At 57.8% G+C, this 17,351-nt stretch carries 10 protein-coding genes; 8 read left to right on the top strand and 2 right to left on the bottom strand.

Annotation, left to right across the window (positions count from 1 at the left end):
- Nucleotides 1–212 precede the first annotated feature (212 nt).
- The 8 genes from WCA10_RS25225 (at nucleotide 213) to WCA10_RS25190 (ending at nucleotide 12,278) form a co-directional block, all read left to right on the top strand.
- Nucleotides 213–2,336: a glutaminase family protein gene (locus WCA10_RS25225; RefSeq protein ID WP_472825317.1), complete on the top strand. Its 2,124-nt coding sequence runs from the start codon at nucleotides 213–215 to the stop codon at nucleotides 2,334–2,336.
- A gap of 526 nt (nucleotides 2,337–2,862) precedes the next feature.
- A complete protein-coding gene (gene fucP, locus WCA10_RS25220) occupies nucleotides 2,863–4,182 on the top strand; it encodes an L-fucose:H+ symporter permease (protein ID WP_472825316.1) in 1,320 nt (439 codons plus the stop codon).
- 125 nt (nucleotides 4,183–4,307) lie between these two features.
- The gene (locus tag WCA10_RS25215) at nucleotides 4,308–5,189 is read left to right on the top strand and encodes an ABC transporter ATP-binding protein (RefSeq protein ID WP_472825315.1); all 882 of its coding nucleotides are present in this window, start codon (nucleotides 4,308–4,310) and stop codon (nucleotides 5,187–5,189) included.
- A gap of 15 nt (nucleotides 5,190–5,204) precedes the next feature.
- The gene (locus tag WCA10_RS25210) at nucleotides 5,205–8,855 is read left to right on the top strand and encodes a M1 family aminopeptidase (protein ID WP_472825314.1); all 3,651 of its coding nucleotides are present in this window, start codon (nucleotides 5,205–5,207) and stop codon (nucleotides 8,853–8,855) included.
- A 116-nt stretch (nucleotides 8,856–8,971) separates the two neighbouring features.
- Complete coding sequence (locus WCA10_RS25205; protein WP_472825313.1) at nucleotides 8,972–9,721, top strand: ATP-binding cassette domain-containing protein; 750 nt, start codon at nucleotides 8,972–8,974, stop codon at nucleotides 9,719–9,721.
- Nucleotides 9,718–10,365 carry an ABC transporter permease gene (locus WCA10_RS25200; protein WP_472825312.1) on the top strand — a complete coding sequence of 216 codons (648 nt, stop codon included), beginning with the start codon at nucleotides 9,718–9,720 and terminating at the stop codon, nucleotides 10,363–10,365. The genes WCA10_RS25205 and WCA10_RS25200 overlap by 4 nt, the downstream gene beginning before the upstream one ends.
- The gene (locus WCA10_RS25195) at nucleotides 10,362–11,246 is read left to right on the top strand and encodes a glycine betaine ABC transporter substrate-binding protein (protein ID WP_472825311.1); all 885 of its coding nucleotides are present in this window, start codon (nucleotides 10,362–10,364) and stop codon (nucleotides 11,244–11,246) included. Before WCA10_RS25200 ends, WCA10_RS25195 begins: the two co-directional genes overlap by 4 nt.
- A gap of 117 nt (nucleotides 11,247–11,363) precedes the next feature.
- Nucleotides 11,364–12,278 (top strand): DUF5996 family protein, encoded by a 915-nt coding sequence (locus WCA10_RS25190; protein WP_472825310.1) that lies wholly within the window; start codon nucleotides 11,364–11,366, stop codon nucleotides 12,276–12,278.
- Between the two features lie 14 nt (nucleotides 12,279–12,292).
- Here WCA10_RS25190 and WCA10_RS25185 read toward each other — a convergent pair whose 3' ends face one another.
- Both WCA10_RS25185 and WCA10_RS25180 read right to left on the bottom strand, forming a co-directional pair.
- Nucleotides 12,293–15,796 carry a glycosyl hydrolase 2 galactose-binding domain-containing protein gene (locus WCA10_RS25185; RefSeq protein ID WP_472825309.1) on the bottom strand — a complete coding sequence of 1,168 codons (3,504 nt, stop codon included), beginning with the start codon at nucleotides 15,794–15,796 and terminating at the stop codon, nucleotides 12,293–12,295.
- 216 nt (nucleotides 15,797–16,012) lie between these two features.
- Nucleotides 16,013–17,302, bottom strand: a complete 1,290-nt coding sequence (locus WCA10_RS25180; RefSeq protein ID WP_472825308.1) for a hypothetical protein — start codon at nucleotides 17,300–17,302, stop codon at nucleotides 16,013–16,015.
- Between the last annotated feature and the right edge of the window lie 49 nt (nucleotides 17,303–17,351).

Raw genomic sequence — 17,351 nt, 5'->3', positions numbered from 1 at the left:
GACTCTTGAAAGAGAAGGTTGGATGTGCGAAATGCGATTCTCGCTTTCCTGCCATGGCAGAAAGCGCATTCTTCCCGATCTATGTTCGCGCTTGCAGAACGGCCGTTCACCGGACGTGCCCCGTCCCAGTGAATTATGTTGGATAGTTGCATATATGGAAGTCAACGAAGGGCGCGGCTTGTCGTCGGTTCGATTAAGCCAAGGGGAAATCGATGAAGGGCTTATTTTCGATGGGAGTCTGGGCCGTTCTGCTGGTTGGCGGGATGGCCGGTCAGTTCTTGAAAGCGCAGGATGGGGGGCAGACCCTGCGCGCTCCGGCAACGCCTCTCATTGTCCACGGTCCATATTTCAGCATCTGGTCGATGAGCGACCGGCTCACGGATAGTTCGACGCGACATTGGACGGGCGTGCGGCAGGCCCTCAATGGGCTGATCAGGGTCGACACGAAAACATATCGCTACCTGGGCGATGCGGATGGGGACATCCAAGCGCTGACAGAGACGCATCGCGAGATCACGCCAACGCGAACGATGGTCACCTTACAGTCGCCGGAGATCGAGTTGAAGCTGACGTTTCTAACTCCAGCCTTTCCCGACGATCTTGCCGCGATCGCGCGGCCGGTCACGTATCTCACCTGGGATGTGAAGTCGCGCGATGGAGCGACGCACAATGTCGCGCTCTATTTCGATGCCGATGGCAACACGGCCGTGAATCATTCCGATGAGACCGTGACGTGGTCGCGCGCGGAAATCCAGGGGATGCATCTGTTGCGGGTCGGCAGTTCGAAGCAGCCAGTTCTCAAGGATTGGGGCGACAACGTTCGGATCGACTGGGGCTACTTTTACCTGGGGGTTCCGAGCGGAGAAGAAGCTGAATGCGCGGCCGGAAGCCAGGCGTATCGCGATGACTTCGCCAGGACCGGGAAGATTCCCGCGGAGGATGATCTCGATCAGCCGAGAATGCCGCAGAGCCGCTATCCTCCTCCGCCGGCGTTGAATGTCGTGTTGCCGCTCGGTGCAGTGGGAGCAACCGTGGTGACGCGTCACATGCTGCTGGGTTATGACGATGTCTATTCGGTGGAGTACATGCGGCAGAAGCTTCTGCCGTATTGGCGCAAAGAGTTCTCGAGTTTCAGCGGAATGATGAAGGGCGCCGAGCGCGATTATCCGTCGATGGAGCGCCGAGCCGAGCAATACGATGCGGATTTGACAGGAGATCTGCTGCGAGCCGGGGGCCCGGAGTATGCGGCGATTGCGACGCTGGCATTTCGGCAGGCAATCGGGGCGCACAAACTCGTTGAGGACGACGCCGGCGTTGCGTTCTTCATGCCCAAGGAGAATTTCAGCAACGGCTCGATTTCAACGGTCGATGTTCTTTACCCCTCGTCGCCCATGTTTCTGCTTTTGAATCCCAAGCTGGTGGAGGCGCAGCTTGAGCCTGTGGTGCGTTATGCAGAAAGCAGCCATTGGAAGTTTCGTTTCGCGCCGCACGACCTGGGAGTCTATCCGCTGGCAAACGGACAACTCTACGGCGGGGGCGAGGTGAGCGAAGAGGATCAAATGCCGGTGGAGGAATCGGGCAACATGATTCTAATGTTTGCCGCTCTGGCGCACGCAGAAGGCAATGCGGCTTACGCACAGCGCCATTGGCCCTTGCTGACCAAGTGGGCGGAGTTTTTGCTGGAGAAGGGATTCGATCCGGAAAATCAATTGTGTACCGATGACTTTGCCGGACATCTGGCGCACAATACCAATCTCTCGATTAAGGCGATTGAGGCGCTGGCGGCTTACGCCGAGTTGGCTGACAAACTGGGGGATCATTCAGCGGCGACGAAGTATAGGAGCGCGGCGAAAACCATGGCTGCGAATTGGGTGAAGATGGCCGCAGATGGAGATCATTACAGGCTCGCGTTTGATAAGTCCGGCACATGGAGCCAGAAATACAATCTCGTGTGGGATGGCATCCTGGGGCTTCACATGTTTCCCCCGGAAGTAGCGGAAAAGGAAGTGGCGTTTTATAAGGCGCACCTGAATCCATACGGCCTGCCGCTCGATAATCGGGCTACGTACACCAAACTTGACTGGACGGTCTGGTCGGCGACGCTGGCAACGTCCGCGGCCGATTTTCGAACAATCGTCGCGCCGATTGCAGCGTTTCTTGACAAGACTCCGGACAGGGTGCCGATGACGGACTGGTACGACACGGTGACGGCTAAGCAGGTTGGCTTTCAAGCACGCTCCGTGGTGGGCGGCGTGTATATCAAGATGCTGAGCGACCCGGAGTTGTGGAGCAAGTGGGCCAGTCGCGCACGTCAAACTTCACACTCGGGGGATTGACCAGGGCCCTGAAATTCAAGCCAGCCACTCCATGATGGTTGGCTTCAAACGGATGCGGACCGCGGGCATCCCCTTCAAGAAACTTCAGCATCCAAGCGGCGAGTTGACAGTTGCAGGAGATGGCGACAGCAACACCGGTGCGGTGTGTTTGATTTGTCGGTCGTTCTCGAAATGCACCTGCCACAGGAGTGGATGTGCCACGGCTTCCCATCGATGATTTCGCAGCAAAGCGCCGGAAGGAAATTGCAGAAACTGAGGAAAGAGGAGGAATGCAGAGCCTCAAATGGATTTTGATTGCCGTCGGAGTACTTGTGCTGGGGAGCGCGGCGATCTCGCTTACCCCCGATATTCGTCGTTACGCCGGAATGCGGGCGATGTGAGCCGGAGGATTTAAAAGGCACAACCCCTCTTGCTCTTCGTGCCGCCGGCATGGCAGAGTTGATGTTTCGTGTTCGCTGGTGCTGACGCGGATGGCAAAGTCTTCCAACGGCGAACTCGGACAATCAAATGCAAGAGGGGAGCGTTGATGTCCATCAGTTCCACGGAAGACACGCCGGCAGAGCCCGTTCAGCCTCGACTGATTCCGCACGGAGTGCTCATCCCCTTCGTGCTGGTGACCGCACTATTCTTTTTGTGGGGCGTTCCCAACAACCTGAACGACGTACTGATCCGCCAGTTCATGAAGTCGTTTGCGCTGTCCCGCTTCCAGGCCGGGCTGGTTCAGTCAGCTTTCTACATGGGCTACTTTCTTCTGGCGACTCCGGCGGCGCTGCTGATGCGGCGCTTCGGGTATAAATCCGGTTTTGTGACGGGACTGCTGCTGTTCAGCGCTGGCGCTTTTCTGTTTTGGCCGGCGGCCATTATCGGCCGCTACCCGTACTTTCTCGCAGCACTTTTTGTGATCGCAAGCGGGCTGTCGTTTCTCGAGACTGCGTCCAATCCCTTCGTCGCCCAGATCGGAGATTCCCAATCCGCAGCGCGACGGCTCAACTTTGCCCAGGCTTTCAATCCGCTTGGCTCGATTGCAGGAGCGCTGGTGGGGACAGTGTTCATCTTCTCCGGAATCGAACTCAGCGGATCGCAAGTAGCGGCGATGCAGGCCGCGCACACGTACACGGCTTATCTTCGAACGGAGACAATGCGCGTCGTGGCGCCGTACATGGTGCTTGGCGTGGTAACGATCCTGTGGGCTGTGCTCATCGCCTTTACGCGCTTTCCCGTGGTGGCTGGCGAAGGCCAGGCAGCCGGTGAAAGCCACGGAAGATTCCGGGAACTTCTCGGCTATCCCACATTTCTCTTCGCCATCGTTGCCCAGTTCATGTATGTCGGAGCGCAAGTGGGCACGTGGAGTTATTTCATCCAGTACGTGCAGGACTCAACGCACCAGCACGAGAAAATTGCCGGCTACCTACTGACAGGAACGCTGGGGGCGTTTGGTATCGGACGGTTCGGATCATCGGCCATCATGCGTTTTGTGCGTCCCGATCGATTGATGGCGCTCTACAGCTTGATCAATATTCTGCTTGTTGCCATCGGTGTGATTTTTCCCGGTTGGGTTGGACTCTGGGCCATCTTTCTCACCAGCTTTTTCATGTCCGTGATGTATCCAACCATCTTTGCGCTGGGCATTGAGGGTCTTGGCAGGAACACGAAGATCGGCGGCTCGCTCATTGTGATGTCGATTGTCGGCGGAGGCGTCCTTACCCCGCTGATGGGATGGATTTCGCAGGAGACGCATCGCATTTCGCTGGCCTACGGAGTGCCGCTCCTATGCTATTGCGTGATTGCGATCTATTCATTGATGTGGCGCCGGATGCAGATCGCAGAGACGGCAAATCAGCATTGAGCCGCTGCCAATGCGATAGCGCGCGAGATATCTAGCTGATCTGTCTGTGTGATAGCATGGCCGCTAAGTTCCCGTCTTTCTCCAAAATCTGGCATATCTGAATATCAGGCAGGAGGTCCACAGCCTTGGCTCTCACCATCTCTGGTCTTTCGAAGACCTACCCCAACGGTGTGAAAGCGCTCCAAAACGTTTCCCTGACAATCGGGAACAACATGTTCGGCTTGCTCGGTCCGAATGGCGCGGGTAAAAGCACGCTGATGCGCACCGTGGCTACGTTGCAAGCGCCCGATGCCGGCACGGTGAGCCTCGACGGGCTGGATGTTCTTTCGAACAAGACGGAAGTCCGCAAGATCCTTGGATATTTGCCCCAGGAATTTGGCGTGTATCCGAAGGTCTCGGCGCTCGATATGCTGCATCATCTTGCGGTGATGAAGGGCATTACCAAAAAGAGCGAGCGCAACGAGATTGTCGATGCGCTGCTGAATCAAACGAATCTCTGGGACGTTCGCAAGAAGTCGCTCGGCACGTACTCCGGCGGGATGAAGCAGCGCTTTGGAATCGCACAGGCGCTGCTCGGCAAGCCCAAGCTGATCATTGTGGACGAACCGACGGCGGGCCTCGACCCCGCGGAGCGCAACCGGTTCCTCAATCTGCTCAGTTCTATCGGACGCGATGTCATCGTGATTCTCTCCACGCATATCGTCGAAGATGTTCGCGAGCTGTGTCCGCGCATGGCTATCATCGCCAATGGAACGGTTCTGCTGGAAGGCTCCCCGACAGAGTCGCTCAGCGCATTGCGTGGAAAGATCTGGTCGAAAGTTGTGGTTAGCGACGATGAACTGAAGGCGCTCGAAGCCAGTCTGCAGGTCATCTCGACGCACTTGATCGCGGGGCAGCACGAGGTTCGCGTCTTCTCCGATGCCGATCCCGGAGACGGATTCAAGCCCTCCGAGTCAGAACTGGAAGACGTCTACTTCCTCAGTCTTTCCCGTCACGCGAAGAACTAGAGCCCGGAGAGCGCCATGCGATTGTTTCTGGAATTTTTCTACTTTGAGTTGAAGTTTCGTTTCAAAAGCGTTTCGACGTATGTTTACTTTGCCATATGGTTTGCCTTCAGTTTTTTCTGTATCGCCTGGGAAGACTTTGGGCCGGTCGCGTTCGGCAATGGCAAGGTGCTCCTGAATGGACCATATGCGAACATCGTCAACGATTGTTGGGCATCGTTCATTGGGCTGATCATTATCGGCGCGATCTTCGGCACATCAATTCTGCGCGACTTTCAGCGCGATACCACGCAGATCGTGTTTACAAAGCCGATTACGAAGTTTGCGTATCTTGGCGGTCGATGGGCTGGGTCGTACGTGGTAACGGCATTCGCTTTCTCCGGACTGGTATTCGGCGAATTGCTGGGCACACTGGCGCCCTGGGCTGACCACACCCGCATCGCGCCGACGCACTTGTCGTGGTATCTTCTGCCTTTTCTCTCCATCGTCCTGGTGGAGATCTTCTTCGCCGGATCATTGTTCTTCATGGTCGCGGCGCTGACCCGCCGTATCTTCATCGTGTACGTGCAAGGCGCGGCCTTCCTGATCATCTATTTGATCTTTATTGGTGCCTATAATGCTACGCGCGCCACGAAACTTTTCTGGCCCGGTGTATTCGACCCGGTCGGATTCATGCTCAGCGACTCGATCACGCGCTACTGGACGGTGGTGGAGAAGAATTCGCTTCTGTATTCGTGGTCGCTTCACGCTGCCGGCGGAGTGTTCCTCTACAACCGGATGCTCTGGATCTGCGTTGGCTTCTTGACTCTGGGGCTACTGTGGAAGTTCTTTCCCATGTCGCTCGAGGCGCTCACGGCCCGCACCAGCAGCAAGCGTGCCCGCATTGCTCTCGAGCAGGACGAGGAGTTGCAACCAGTACGCAGTCGAGCCGTTGCGAGATTTCCGCTGGTGCAACAGTTCTTCGGCCTCGGCACATCGTTTGCGCAATACGTTTCCCTCACCCGCATGCGGGTGCGCAACATCGTGCTCGATGTTCCATTCTGGGTTCTTCTCGTTCTGATGGCGGGGCTAGCCCTCAACAACGGGCACTACGCTGGGCGTGCGGAAGGGACGAACGTCTGGCCGGTCACTTATCTCATGCTGCAAGCTGTCGAGGGTGGGGCAATCATCTTCCTCTATATTGTCGCCACATTCTATGCAGCTGAGCTTGTTTGGCGGGAGCGCGATACGCACTTCGAGGGGATTCATGACGCGCTGCCGATGAAGGAATCGACAGACTGGCTCTCAAAGCTCACGGCGCTCTGCGTGGTGGAATTGGCACTGCTTACGATCGCAGAGCTCTGCGGAATCATCATGCAGACGATCGCCGGCTACTATCACTACGAGCTGTTGCAGTACGCCAAGGAACTTTACGTAATCACTTTTCCGCAGGTCCTCACGTTTGCTCTCTTTGCCATGTTTGTGCAAACCATCGTGTCCAACAAGTTCATCGGGCACGGAATCGTTATCGGCATTTTCGTCATGCAGCCCGTGCTCTTCAACTTTGGATGGGAGAACACGCTGTATCTTTTCGGAGCCACTCCACCCTATACGTACTCCGACATGAACGGCTACGGGCACTTCGTTCAACCGCTGCTCTGGTCGATTACGTATTGGCTGTCGATAGCTGCATTCCTCGGAGTCCTCTCCATCGGGCTCGCACGCCGGGGTGCAGAAGATTCGCTGCGTGCGCGGTTGCACCTACTGCGCCAGAACGCGCTCGGGCTTGCCCCTGCAGCCGCGATCTTCTGTCTAGTTGCGGTAGGGAGCGGGTGGTGGTTCTACTACAACACCCATGTTCTGAATGAATACCTGACCAACAAGGATCGGCGCGACATCCAGGCAGACTACGAAAAGAACTTCAAGAAATATGAGCACCTACCGCAGCCCAAGATCATTTCAGTCGGTGCACAAATCGACATCTTTCCTGAGCGCCGTTCCTTTAGCGGAACGGGCCACTTCGTGCTTCAGAACAAAACGCCCCAACCAATCGCGCAGATCCATCTCACGGATGCGCAGCAAGCAGTCACAAACGTAGCCTTCGACCGGCCCTTCCACATCGCCTCGGCAAGCGCGCGCAATCTCTACGTAATTTATGCACTCGACAAGCCGCTCGCGCCGGGCGAGACGATGAACATGACGTTCAACGTGGGCAAGGAAAGCCGCGGCTTCATGGACGGCCACGAGCGCGCCGAACTCGCCTACAGCGGAACATTCTTCGACTCAGGATACTTTCCAAGTATCGGATATAGCGCTGATAACGAACTGGGCGATCCTCGGCGACGTCGCGAAGAGCATCTTAGCCCGCAAGAGTTGCTGCCCAAGCGTGGAGATCCTGTCGGTAGCGTCACCAATTTGTTTACGCCACAAGCAGACTGGGTGCATTACCGCACCACCGTCAGCACGTCGGCCGATCAGATCGCCATCTCTCCTGGCTACCTGACAAAGGACTGGATGGCCAACGGACGTCACTACTTTACCTACGACATGGGGGACGTTCAGACGCTCGACTTCTTCTCCTTCGTCTCCGGCAAGTACGAGCTTACCCGCGACACGTTTCAAGGAGCCAACGGCCCCATCGCCATCGATGTCTATCATCTGCCATCGCACACCTTCGACGTGCAGGACATGATCGACGCCGCAAAAGCGGGACTCGCGTTCTACGAAAAGGCCTTCAGTCCCTACCAATTCAAGCAATATCGCATTCTTGAGTTTCCGAGGTATCGTACATTCGCCCAGTCGTTTCCGAATACCGTTCCTTTTTCAGAGGGGATCGGGTTTATCGAGCGGATGCAGAAACCGACCGACATAGACTTCACTTACTTTGTTACTGCGCACGAACTCGGGCACCAGTGGTGGGCGCATCAACTGATCGGCGGCCGGGTTGCCGGATCGAACATGATGTCGGAAACGCTGGCCGAATACTCCGCGCTGATGACGATGCGGCACCGTTACGGCGATGACCATATGCACAAGTTTCTCAAGTACGAGTTGGATCGATATCTGCGTGGACGCGGCGCCGAGGTTCGCCGCGAAGAGCCGCTCGCCCAGGTTCAGCAGGAGGCGTATGTCTGGTACCAGAAGGGTGGTCAGATCATGTACGCGCTGTCGGACTACATCGGGGAAGACAAGGTCAACCTTGCCCTGCACAACTTCCTGATGCAGTATCGCTATGCCAATGCCGACGCCAGTCAGTCAGGTCCATATCCCGACACGCGCGAACTTGTGGCGGCTCTGCGAGCACAAACTCCCGCAAACCTCCAGTACTTCATCGACGACTCATTCGAGAATATTGTGCTCTATAACAATCGTGTGGAGTCAGCGACTGTGACACAGACGCCGGACCACAAATACAAGGTCACGCTGGTTGTCGAAGCACATAAGATCAAGTCCGACGGCAGCGGAAATGAAACGCCGATGAAGATGAACGATCTCGTAGATATTGGCGTGTTCACCGGTTCGCGCGACAACGAGAAGCCGCTCTACCTGCAGAAGCAATGGGTACACGACGGCAAGCAGACCTTCGAAGTCGTCGTGGACAAGATGCCCGATCGCGCCGGGATCGACCCGTTGAACAAGCTTATCGATCGCGATGCGGACGATAACGAGACGGACGTGACGAAGCAATAGCGAGGGGCATTGGACAGCGATCGAGCGATCGGGAGGAAGATCTCTTTCGATTGCCGTGGTAAGCTGCACCTCAAGTCATTGCGATGAGTGCTGCACTGGAATTCCGAAAAGTTTCCGTGGCGGTTGCGACCGGACGACTGCTGCTGAAGGACGTCTCCATAAATCTCGAAGAGGGCACCGTCACTGCGATTCTGGGACGCAGCGGCTCGGGGAAAACCACGCTTTTGCGGACTGCAAATCGCATGATTGAGCCAACCGGCGGCGACGTTCTGGTCGACGGCGCCAACACCAAAGAGTTGGCGCAGGTGGATCTGCGCAGGACGATGGGCTATGTGATCCAGGAAACGGGCTTGTTTCCGCACTTCAATGTGGAGCGCAACGTCGGCATCGTTCTTGAAGCTCAAGGACAGCCGCGCCCGCAGCGAATGGAACGGAGCACCGAGCTGTTGCGATTGGTGGGACTGGATGCCGCGGCGTTTTCGCATCGCTATCCCCATCAACTTTCCGGAGGCCAGCGGCAACGTGTCGGCCTGGCCCGAGCACTGGCTGCAGAGCCGAAGATCCTGCTGATGGACGAGCCCTTCGGCGCGCTCGATCCCCTGACCAGGACGGAGATGCAGGACATGCTTCGCGATCTTCTCAAGCGGCTTCGCACCACCGTGTTGCTGGTAACGCACGACCTCGATGAAGCGCTCTATCTCGCTGACCGCATCGTGCTGCTTGGCGAGGGAAGTGTCGTCGCAAATCTTGCCCGCGACGAATTTCTTCAATCGGAACTGCCGGAGATCGCCGCCTATGCCAGCGCATTCCGCCGCGGCCAATTCGCGGCCGCGACGAATCCGATTGCGACGGACGGAATCAGATGACCTCATTTCTTTCCCAATACGGCGGCGAAATCGCCACACTCACGGTCGAGCATCTCTGGCTCACCGGAGCGGCCATGCTGTTTGCGACCCTTATCGCCGTACCAGCGGGCATCTGGCTCACGCGTTCGCCGCGCTGGGCCAAGCCAGTGATCGGAGTTGCCAATGTGCTGCAAACCATCCCATCGCTGGCCATGTTCGGATTCCTTCTGCCGCTGCCATGGCTTGGCGAGCGCGCCGCGCGCATTGCCATTGTTGCGCTCATTGCCTACGCGCTTCTTCCCATTCTGCGTAACACGTATGCAGGAATTCGCGGCATCGATCCGACTCTGAACGAGGTTGCTCGGGCCATTGGCCTGACGGACGCACAACGCCTCTTTAAAATCGAGCTGCCCCTCGCAGCGTCGTTCATCTTCGCGGGACTTCGTACGGCCACGGTGACCTGCATCGGCATCGCGACCATCGCAGCCGCGGTTGGCGCCGGCGGCCTTGGCGAACTGATCTTTCGCGGCGTTGCCTCCATCGACAACCGGCTGGTCCTGGCGGGAGCGATTCCAGCGGCGCTTCTTGCGCTTGCAGCGGATGCGGCGCTCGGATTGCTGGAACGTCGATTTAAAATTCCCAACGCAGAGGGTCCCGGCCGATGAGGCGATTCGTTCGCGTTCCCTCGATTCTTTTGTTCTGCCTTTCACTCATCAGTTGCTCGCCTCCGCGTCCCAACCACCCCATCATTGGTGCGAAGAACTTCACCGAGCAGGTCATCCTCGGCGAGCTTCTTGCGCAAGAGATCGAAGCCAAATCCGGCCTGAAGGTGGAGCGCCGGTTTTACCTTGCCGGCAGCTATATCTGCAATCAGGCGCTCGTTGCCGGCCGCATTGACGCCTACGTGGAATACACCGGTACGGCGCTTACCGCAATTCTCAAGCAGCCGGTCGACCGGAACCCGCAGGCTGTTCTGGCAGCAGTGCGGAGTCTTTACGCATCAAGGTACGACGTCACAGTTGCCGAGCCGCTCGGCTTCGAAAACACCTTTGCCATGGTGATTCGCGGTGACGATGCGCGACGCCTGCACTTGACGACGCTGAGCCAGGCCGCGTTATATGCTTCGCAGTGGCGTCCTGGCGTGGGATACGAATTTGAGCAGCGCCCCGACGGCTTGCGGGGACTCAGCGCCGCTTACGATCTGCACTTTGCAGGTGCTCCGCGCACCATGGATCTTGGCCTTCTCTACCGCGCTCTCAGCGCGCACCAGGTCGACATGATTGCAGCAAATTCGACAGACGGTCCTATCCGGTCGATGGGTCTTGTGGCGCTGCAGGATGACCGCCATTACTTCCCGCCCTATCAGGCTGTCCCGTTGGTGCGCGATGATGCTCTTCGGCGCTGGCCGCAGATCGCGGTCGCGCTTCACGCCCTGGCCGGAAAAATCAGCGCAGACGACATGCGGGCCATGAACGAAGCCGTCGACGGTCAGCATCGCGATCCTGCTGAAGTTGTCCGCGAGTTTCGCATGAAGAAAGGGTTTTAGGAGAATCCTCGATGCCAGGGATCTAGATGCGTTCGCAGCAGCCGAAATGAAAGGAGGATAATCGGTTTCAACGACATCAGCCTTCCTCTGCAGGCCGATGCATAAGAGGTCACGATAATGTCCAATACTGCGGATCACCCGAATTGCTGGCCGGCCCTCCCGCTTGAATCCTGGCGAGACACGTATGCCACTCTCCACATGTGGACGCAGATCGTCGGCAAGATCCGCTTGCGGCTGACGCCGCTGGTTAATCACTGGTGGAACGTGCCGCTGTATGTGACGGCGCGCGGGCTGACCACCTCGTGTATTCCCTATGGAGAGAGATCGTTCGAACTTCGTTTCGACTTTATTCGCCATGAGCTTGTTCTTGAGACCAGCGACGCTATTGTGAAGACGCTTCCGCTTGGGCCGCGCGCCGTGGCTGATTTCTACAAGGAATGTTTCGGCATGCTCCGCTCCGCTGGCATCGACGTAAAAATCTGGCCGATGCCGGTCGAGATTCCGGAACCCATCCGATTCGATCAGGATCGGCAGCATTGCTTCTATGATCCCGACGCGGTGGCCAGGCTCTGGCGCATCCTCCTCTCAGCGCATGCGGTCTTAGAGCAATTCAGATCGCGGTTCATCGGGAAGTCCAGCCCCGTTCATTTCTTCTGGGGGAGTTTCGATCTTGCGGTCACGCGATTCTCCGGCCGCAAAGCGCCGCCCCGCGATGGGGCAGACGCCATCACCCGGGAGGCGTATTCGCACGAAGTTAGCAGTGTTGGTTTCTGGCCCGGGGCCGGTTTCGCAGGACCGGCATTCTACTCGTACATGGCGCCGTCGCCAGCGGGATTCCGCGAAACGCGAGTTTCGCCAGCGGCAGCTCGCTATGACGAAGGACTCGGCGAATTCATCGTCATGTACGACGATATCCGCGCGGCGGCCTCTCCCACAGGAGCCCTGCTTGCCTTCTGCCAAAGCACCTACGAAGCAGGTGCGACAGCCGCGAATTGGGACCGTGAAAATCTCGAGCGCGACATTCGCGTCTGAGGGAAGAGCCCAATCTATCGAGGCGCAGAGCCGGCGAGGTTATAGCCCTCCACGCGCACTCTCGGCTTTTCGCCGCGCGTATCCGCATCGTCGAGCGAAATGGAAATGGTCCGTTTCTCTCCGGGCATGAGCGCGATGTAGTTATCGCTGTAGAGCGCAGGCACAATCAGGTCGCCACTCTTGCTGCGAACGGCCTTGACGCGCACCATCAGAGCCGGCGACTTCGAAAGATTGTGCAACTCGGTCGCGATCTTCCACTCCACGCCGTCGCGTACGACACGCGTTTTTGCGTTCACCCTGGCGGCGGCCAGATCGCGAATCCCCTGGTAATCGCCCTCGGCAAGTCCATGGAGATAAAAATTCGACGAAAAAACGACTGCGCCCCGGGTCAGCGTCAGGCGAATGAAATGCGTTCGCGCCAGCCCGGCGGGGAATTGCAGTTGCAGAGGAGACACGGTACTGTCCTCTGTGCTGTCGAGTACCGCGGTTTTCTCCCAATGTACTGAGCCGTCGATGTCGATCACCTGCGCATGGGCTGTCAGCCGGGTCTGTTCGCCGGCGCTATAGTTCACCACCTCCACCGCGTCGGTCGACGCATTCCACTGGATGTGTAAAGGCTCCGCGCCTTTCTTCGCGCCGTAGAATCCGGCATCGGTGTCGAAGAAGTAGTCGTACGTTTGCCACAGCAGCGAAGGCCACGCGGGATGACTCATCCAGATCAGAAGACCAAGCCGATTCTTGCTTTGTCCCTCGAACATTCCGCGATACGCGTCATAATCCACGAACTGGGCGAAGCTCACCCAGGCAGCAACATCGCCGGCTCCGCCATACTGTTTCTCAACCGCCGTGGTGAAGGGATTGTGCTCGTGATAGTCGTGGAGCGGCCACTGATAGCCCTGCGGCCACATCGCCGATTCCGGCATTGTCCGGCGCAGGTCATCCATTTCCACAACATTGGGCGAGCCCATCTCGCTGTGCAGTTTTGTTGGCGCATGTTCGAAGTAGTAGCGAAGCGGCTCAACGCGATACGGTCCGTGACCGCTGACGGGCCCATCGGCCGAACTCGAAATGTAATGCGATCCCGGCTCAAGCGTCGCCACCAGTTCGCGGAGCCCATCGTCGATCGGCTGGGGTGGCAATCCTTCATTGCGACCGCAGAAGATTCCAAGCGAGGCGTGATTGCGGATGCGCAACAGGTAGTCATGCGCGTTTGCAAGAAACAATTTGTTATCGTCCGGATCGGGTCCGTCCCAGGGATTGGCAAGCCAGAAATCCTGCCATACCACCACGCCGTAGCGATCTGCGGCGTCGTAGAATGCCTCATCGCCGGTCTGACCCACCCAGTTGCGAATCATGTTGAAGTGCTCGTCGCGGTGATAGCGCAATGCAGCATCGTATTCACGGGAGCGATATCGCAGCATCGATTCCGGAAATCCCCAGTTCCCGCCGCGCGGGATAAAGCGCCGCCCATTGATCCAGATCTTCAGCACTCCGCCATCTTCTGAATACGTGAATTGACGCACCCCAATGTTGAATGAAGTCCGGTCCGAGGTCACGCCATCGATAACGAAGCTGTATGAAACCGGATAGAGGTTGGGTTCGCCGTAGCCGACCGGCCACCAGAGTTTTGGATTCACGAGGCGGAGCGCTGCCTGCGTTTCCGGCGAAAACTCAACTGCCTTTATAGACGAAGCATCGATCGCCACCGGCATCTCGACACTCACGTTTCCGAAGCGAGCCTGCAGCGTCCCAGTCACCGGCTTGGCTTCGAGATTCCGCAGCGTGGCCTGCATAGTGATATCGGCGCGGGTGGTGTCCGGGAGCGGCAATGTTGTTGTCACCAGCGGTCCTTCGATCTTCACCGGGCCGGTGGTGGTGATTGAAACATTGCTCCAGATGCCGGTGTCGCGGCCGCGAATCGTCGACATCCAATCCCATCCTGCCGAAGCATGGTACGTGGGATTATCGCGGCCCAGCGCGCCGCCATTTACCATCGGTGCCGCCTTGTCTTTTGTGCTGCCTGGGTTCGCAACGCGAAGAATACGCACGGCCAGCGCATTCACACCGCCGCGGTGCACGAGGGCCGATACATCAAATCGTCCGCGCATAAAGCCGCCGTCGATTTGGCCCACGCGATGGCCATTGAGAAAGATTTCTGCTTTCCAGTTAATGCCGTCGAAGTTGAGCCACGTGTGCTCGCCCGGCCGCTGTTCAACTGGCGCGCTGAATTCGTCGCGATACCAGAAGTCCGCGCAGAAGAACGAATCGGAGATGGCGTATTGGTTGTCGCCGAAGTCGGGATTAGGAATCGCTCCATCATTCAGATAGCTGGTCAACACAGTTCCCGGAACCGTCGCGATCATCCAATCCTTGTCTGCAAAGCCGGGCATCGCGAGCTTCTCACCCTCAATCGGCACAAGGGATGCACGCTGCACGCGCCAGTTGCCGCCGGCGAGAGGCAAGACGCCGTTGTCGTCTACCGGAGCAGGCGCATGCGGCCGTGATACGAATCCGCCGCGCCCATAAACCTCGAACTCGCTCAGTATGTACCGGTCACCCGGATTCTCCGGCCTGCTCATCAGCAAGCGGACATAGCGGCCGCGACCCGGCTGTGCGAGGTGGATATCATCGTTCGCGCCGCCGGAAGGCGGGATCGCCTGCAATGTCTTCCAGTTGCTCGCATCATCCGACACCTGGATTTCACCTTCTGCGGCGCGTGCGATCCAACTGAGCGCGATGCGATCGAAGTTGCACATGGCGCCGAGATCGACGTAGACCCACTCTTCGCTGCTGCCGGCGCTCATCCACGCACTCGAGAAGATATCAGGACCCGCCACGCGAACTGCGTGTCCCCGGTCGAAAAGGGCAAGCTCCGCCACTCCCCAGGTGGGTACGTTCGGCGCTGAAAGCTGGACGCGATAGGAGCGAAACCTGGCAGGTGCGGCGAATGAAATCGACTCGAAAAAGCTTGGACCCGGAGCCCGCATGTCGGGCCACAGCGAACCCGAAGCATGGCCCACCTCTTTCCAATTCGCGCCATCATTCGAACCCAGGACTGTGTACGTCCACGCGCCGGATAACGCTCTACCATAAATCTTGCGCAGATAGAGATCGATCCGATCGGTCTCCGGGACTTCTTTCCCACCCTTCAAATCGAATTCGACCCACGGCGCATTGCCCGACACGTCCAGCGAAGAAGTGACGTTGCCATCCAGAAAGGTTTCTCGTTGAGTCTTCGGTAAGACCCCTGCATTGCTGGTTGAGGTCTCAAGCCACTGCGGAATCGTGGTCTCCTTGATGCCGTCGGTGATCAATTGCGCCGTCAGGTTATAGTCATACGCACTCGACTGATAGGCAGGGCGATGAAGCGCCAGGTTGCGATAGGTATGCGTGTCCGCCACGAGTGCGGGCCCGGTATACTGCTTCGGATCTCCGGGGTATACACCAATGCCGCGCGTATAGTTTTGGGCGTGTCCTGCAAGAGTGGCGCAAGCAAGGAGGAGGGCAATGCGTTTCATCGTTTGCTCCATTTACGCGATCGACACTGTCGTTGACGTGCCTCGGCGTCGGCGCAGCATGTCTCGTAATCAGCTGAACGAGCAAGTGTAAACGGCTGCCATGGTCGCCGCAAGGCGGGGGCCGTCAACGGCATCACGCCGCAGAATCCATTACGCGGAGCAAAGGAAAAGCGGCGCCGACATCGAAGAGTCGGCGCCGCTGCGGATTAATCGCAATCAGTTGGTCTGGGATTTCTTCTCATCTGTCGCATCGCCTGGCTTGCAGCCGGTCTTTTCGCCACCCTTGCTGCCGTCTTTGCCGGAACCCGAGCCGGAGCCGGAGCCTGAAGCCGAGCCTGAACCCGAACCTTTTCCCGAACCTTTCCCCGACCCTTTCTTGGAACCGCCCTTCTTGCTCGATCCGCCCCCTGAGCCACCGGAAGTGTCACCTCCGCCCGCAGGGGTCGTCTTGCTCGTCGACGATGCATCGAGGGGCGTCACACTGATGCGCATTGAGGCATACGTAATCCCGGGCAACGCATTCTGCGCGCGCGTTGCCAGCGGCAAATTCGGATCGGCGTCTTTGCGAACAAGGTAGCCCTGCACAAGGTCAAGGTCGGGAAGGGACTTTGCAAGCTCCTCAGTATACTTTTGCGGAACCATCAAGTAGTCACCTGAAAGCAGCCCGATATAGTGGTCTTCGCGATCTGGATCGCCATGTGCTTGTTGAGTAGCTACCGCGGTGGTCAGGTTCCCGGCCATCACAAACCGTGTCCGATCTTCCCAGTAGCTCATCACCTGGGTGAATGCGTTCAAGGCAGGAACGCTGATCGCAGGCAGCGTCACCAGCGGCGCCGCAACTTTTGTTCCCGCAATGATGACGTTCAGCGCCTTCACGAAGATCGATGTCCCGGGCGCTCTGGAAACGTTCACGGCCAGCTTGCCGGATCCTTGTGTGAGCAAAATCTTGCTGGTGCCCTGCATGGCCTGGGGTGTTCTGAAGCCCAGTTGTTCGAGGGAAATCTTGCCCGCCTTATCCGGCTCAACCGATGCGATTGCGGTCCACGCAAGGGGAGCAATGATGTCCCGATAGGCGTGAATCTGCGTCGTATCGACGCGAAGCTGTGAGGCTTTCAGATTGGTCTCACCCGTACCTGGATGGAACTGCGAGAGTGCGATGCCGACGGCGACATCGCCATCGTGGTCCAGCAGCTCGTCTTTCCCAATATCGGTTGCATAGCGCAGCTTCTTCTCGTCGCTCTTGTAGTGCAGATACTGTGTCTCCACAGCCGGGTCAGGAAGTTGATCCTTTGGCCCGCGCGAGGCCGATTTCTGCCCATAGTTCCGGCTCATCGGATTCACCGAGTCGAAGAATCCGTTCCAGAAATCATACGAGTCGTGTGGAGTATCGTCCGCGGAGTTATTCTGCGGCGGGGTTTCCTGCGCAGCAGAAATCCCGGGCAAGAGTGCGGCCATCAGGCTGATTGCTGAAGCGTCTCCAAGAAAACGGCGACGGGAAACGGACATGATCTTTCTCCTTGCTTGTGTAACTGCGTGAGCGAATCAATCAGGCGGA

The organism is Occallatibacter sp., from assembly GCF_049582745.1.
In the GTDB taxonomy this organism is placed as follows: domain Bacteria; phylum Acidobacteriota; class Terriglobia; order Terriglobales; family Acidobacteriaceae; genus Telmatobacter.
Note: the sequence above shows the minus strand (reverse complement) of the source record. Positions and strands in the feature narration are given on the sequence as shown.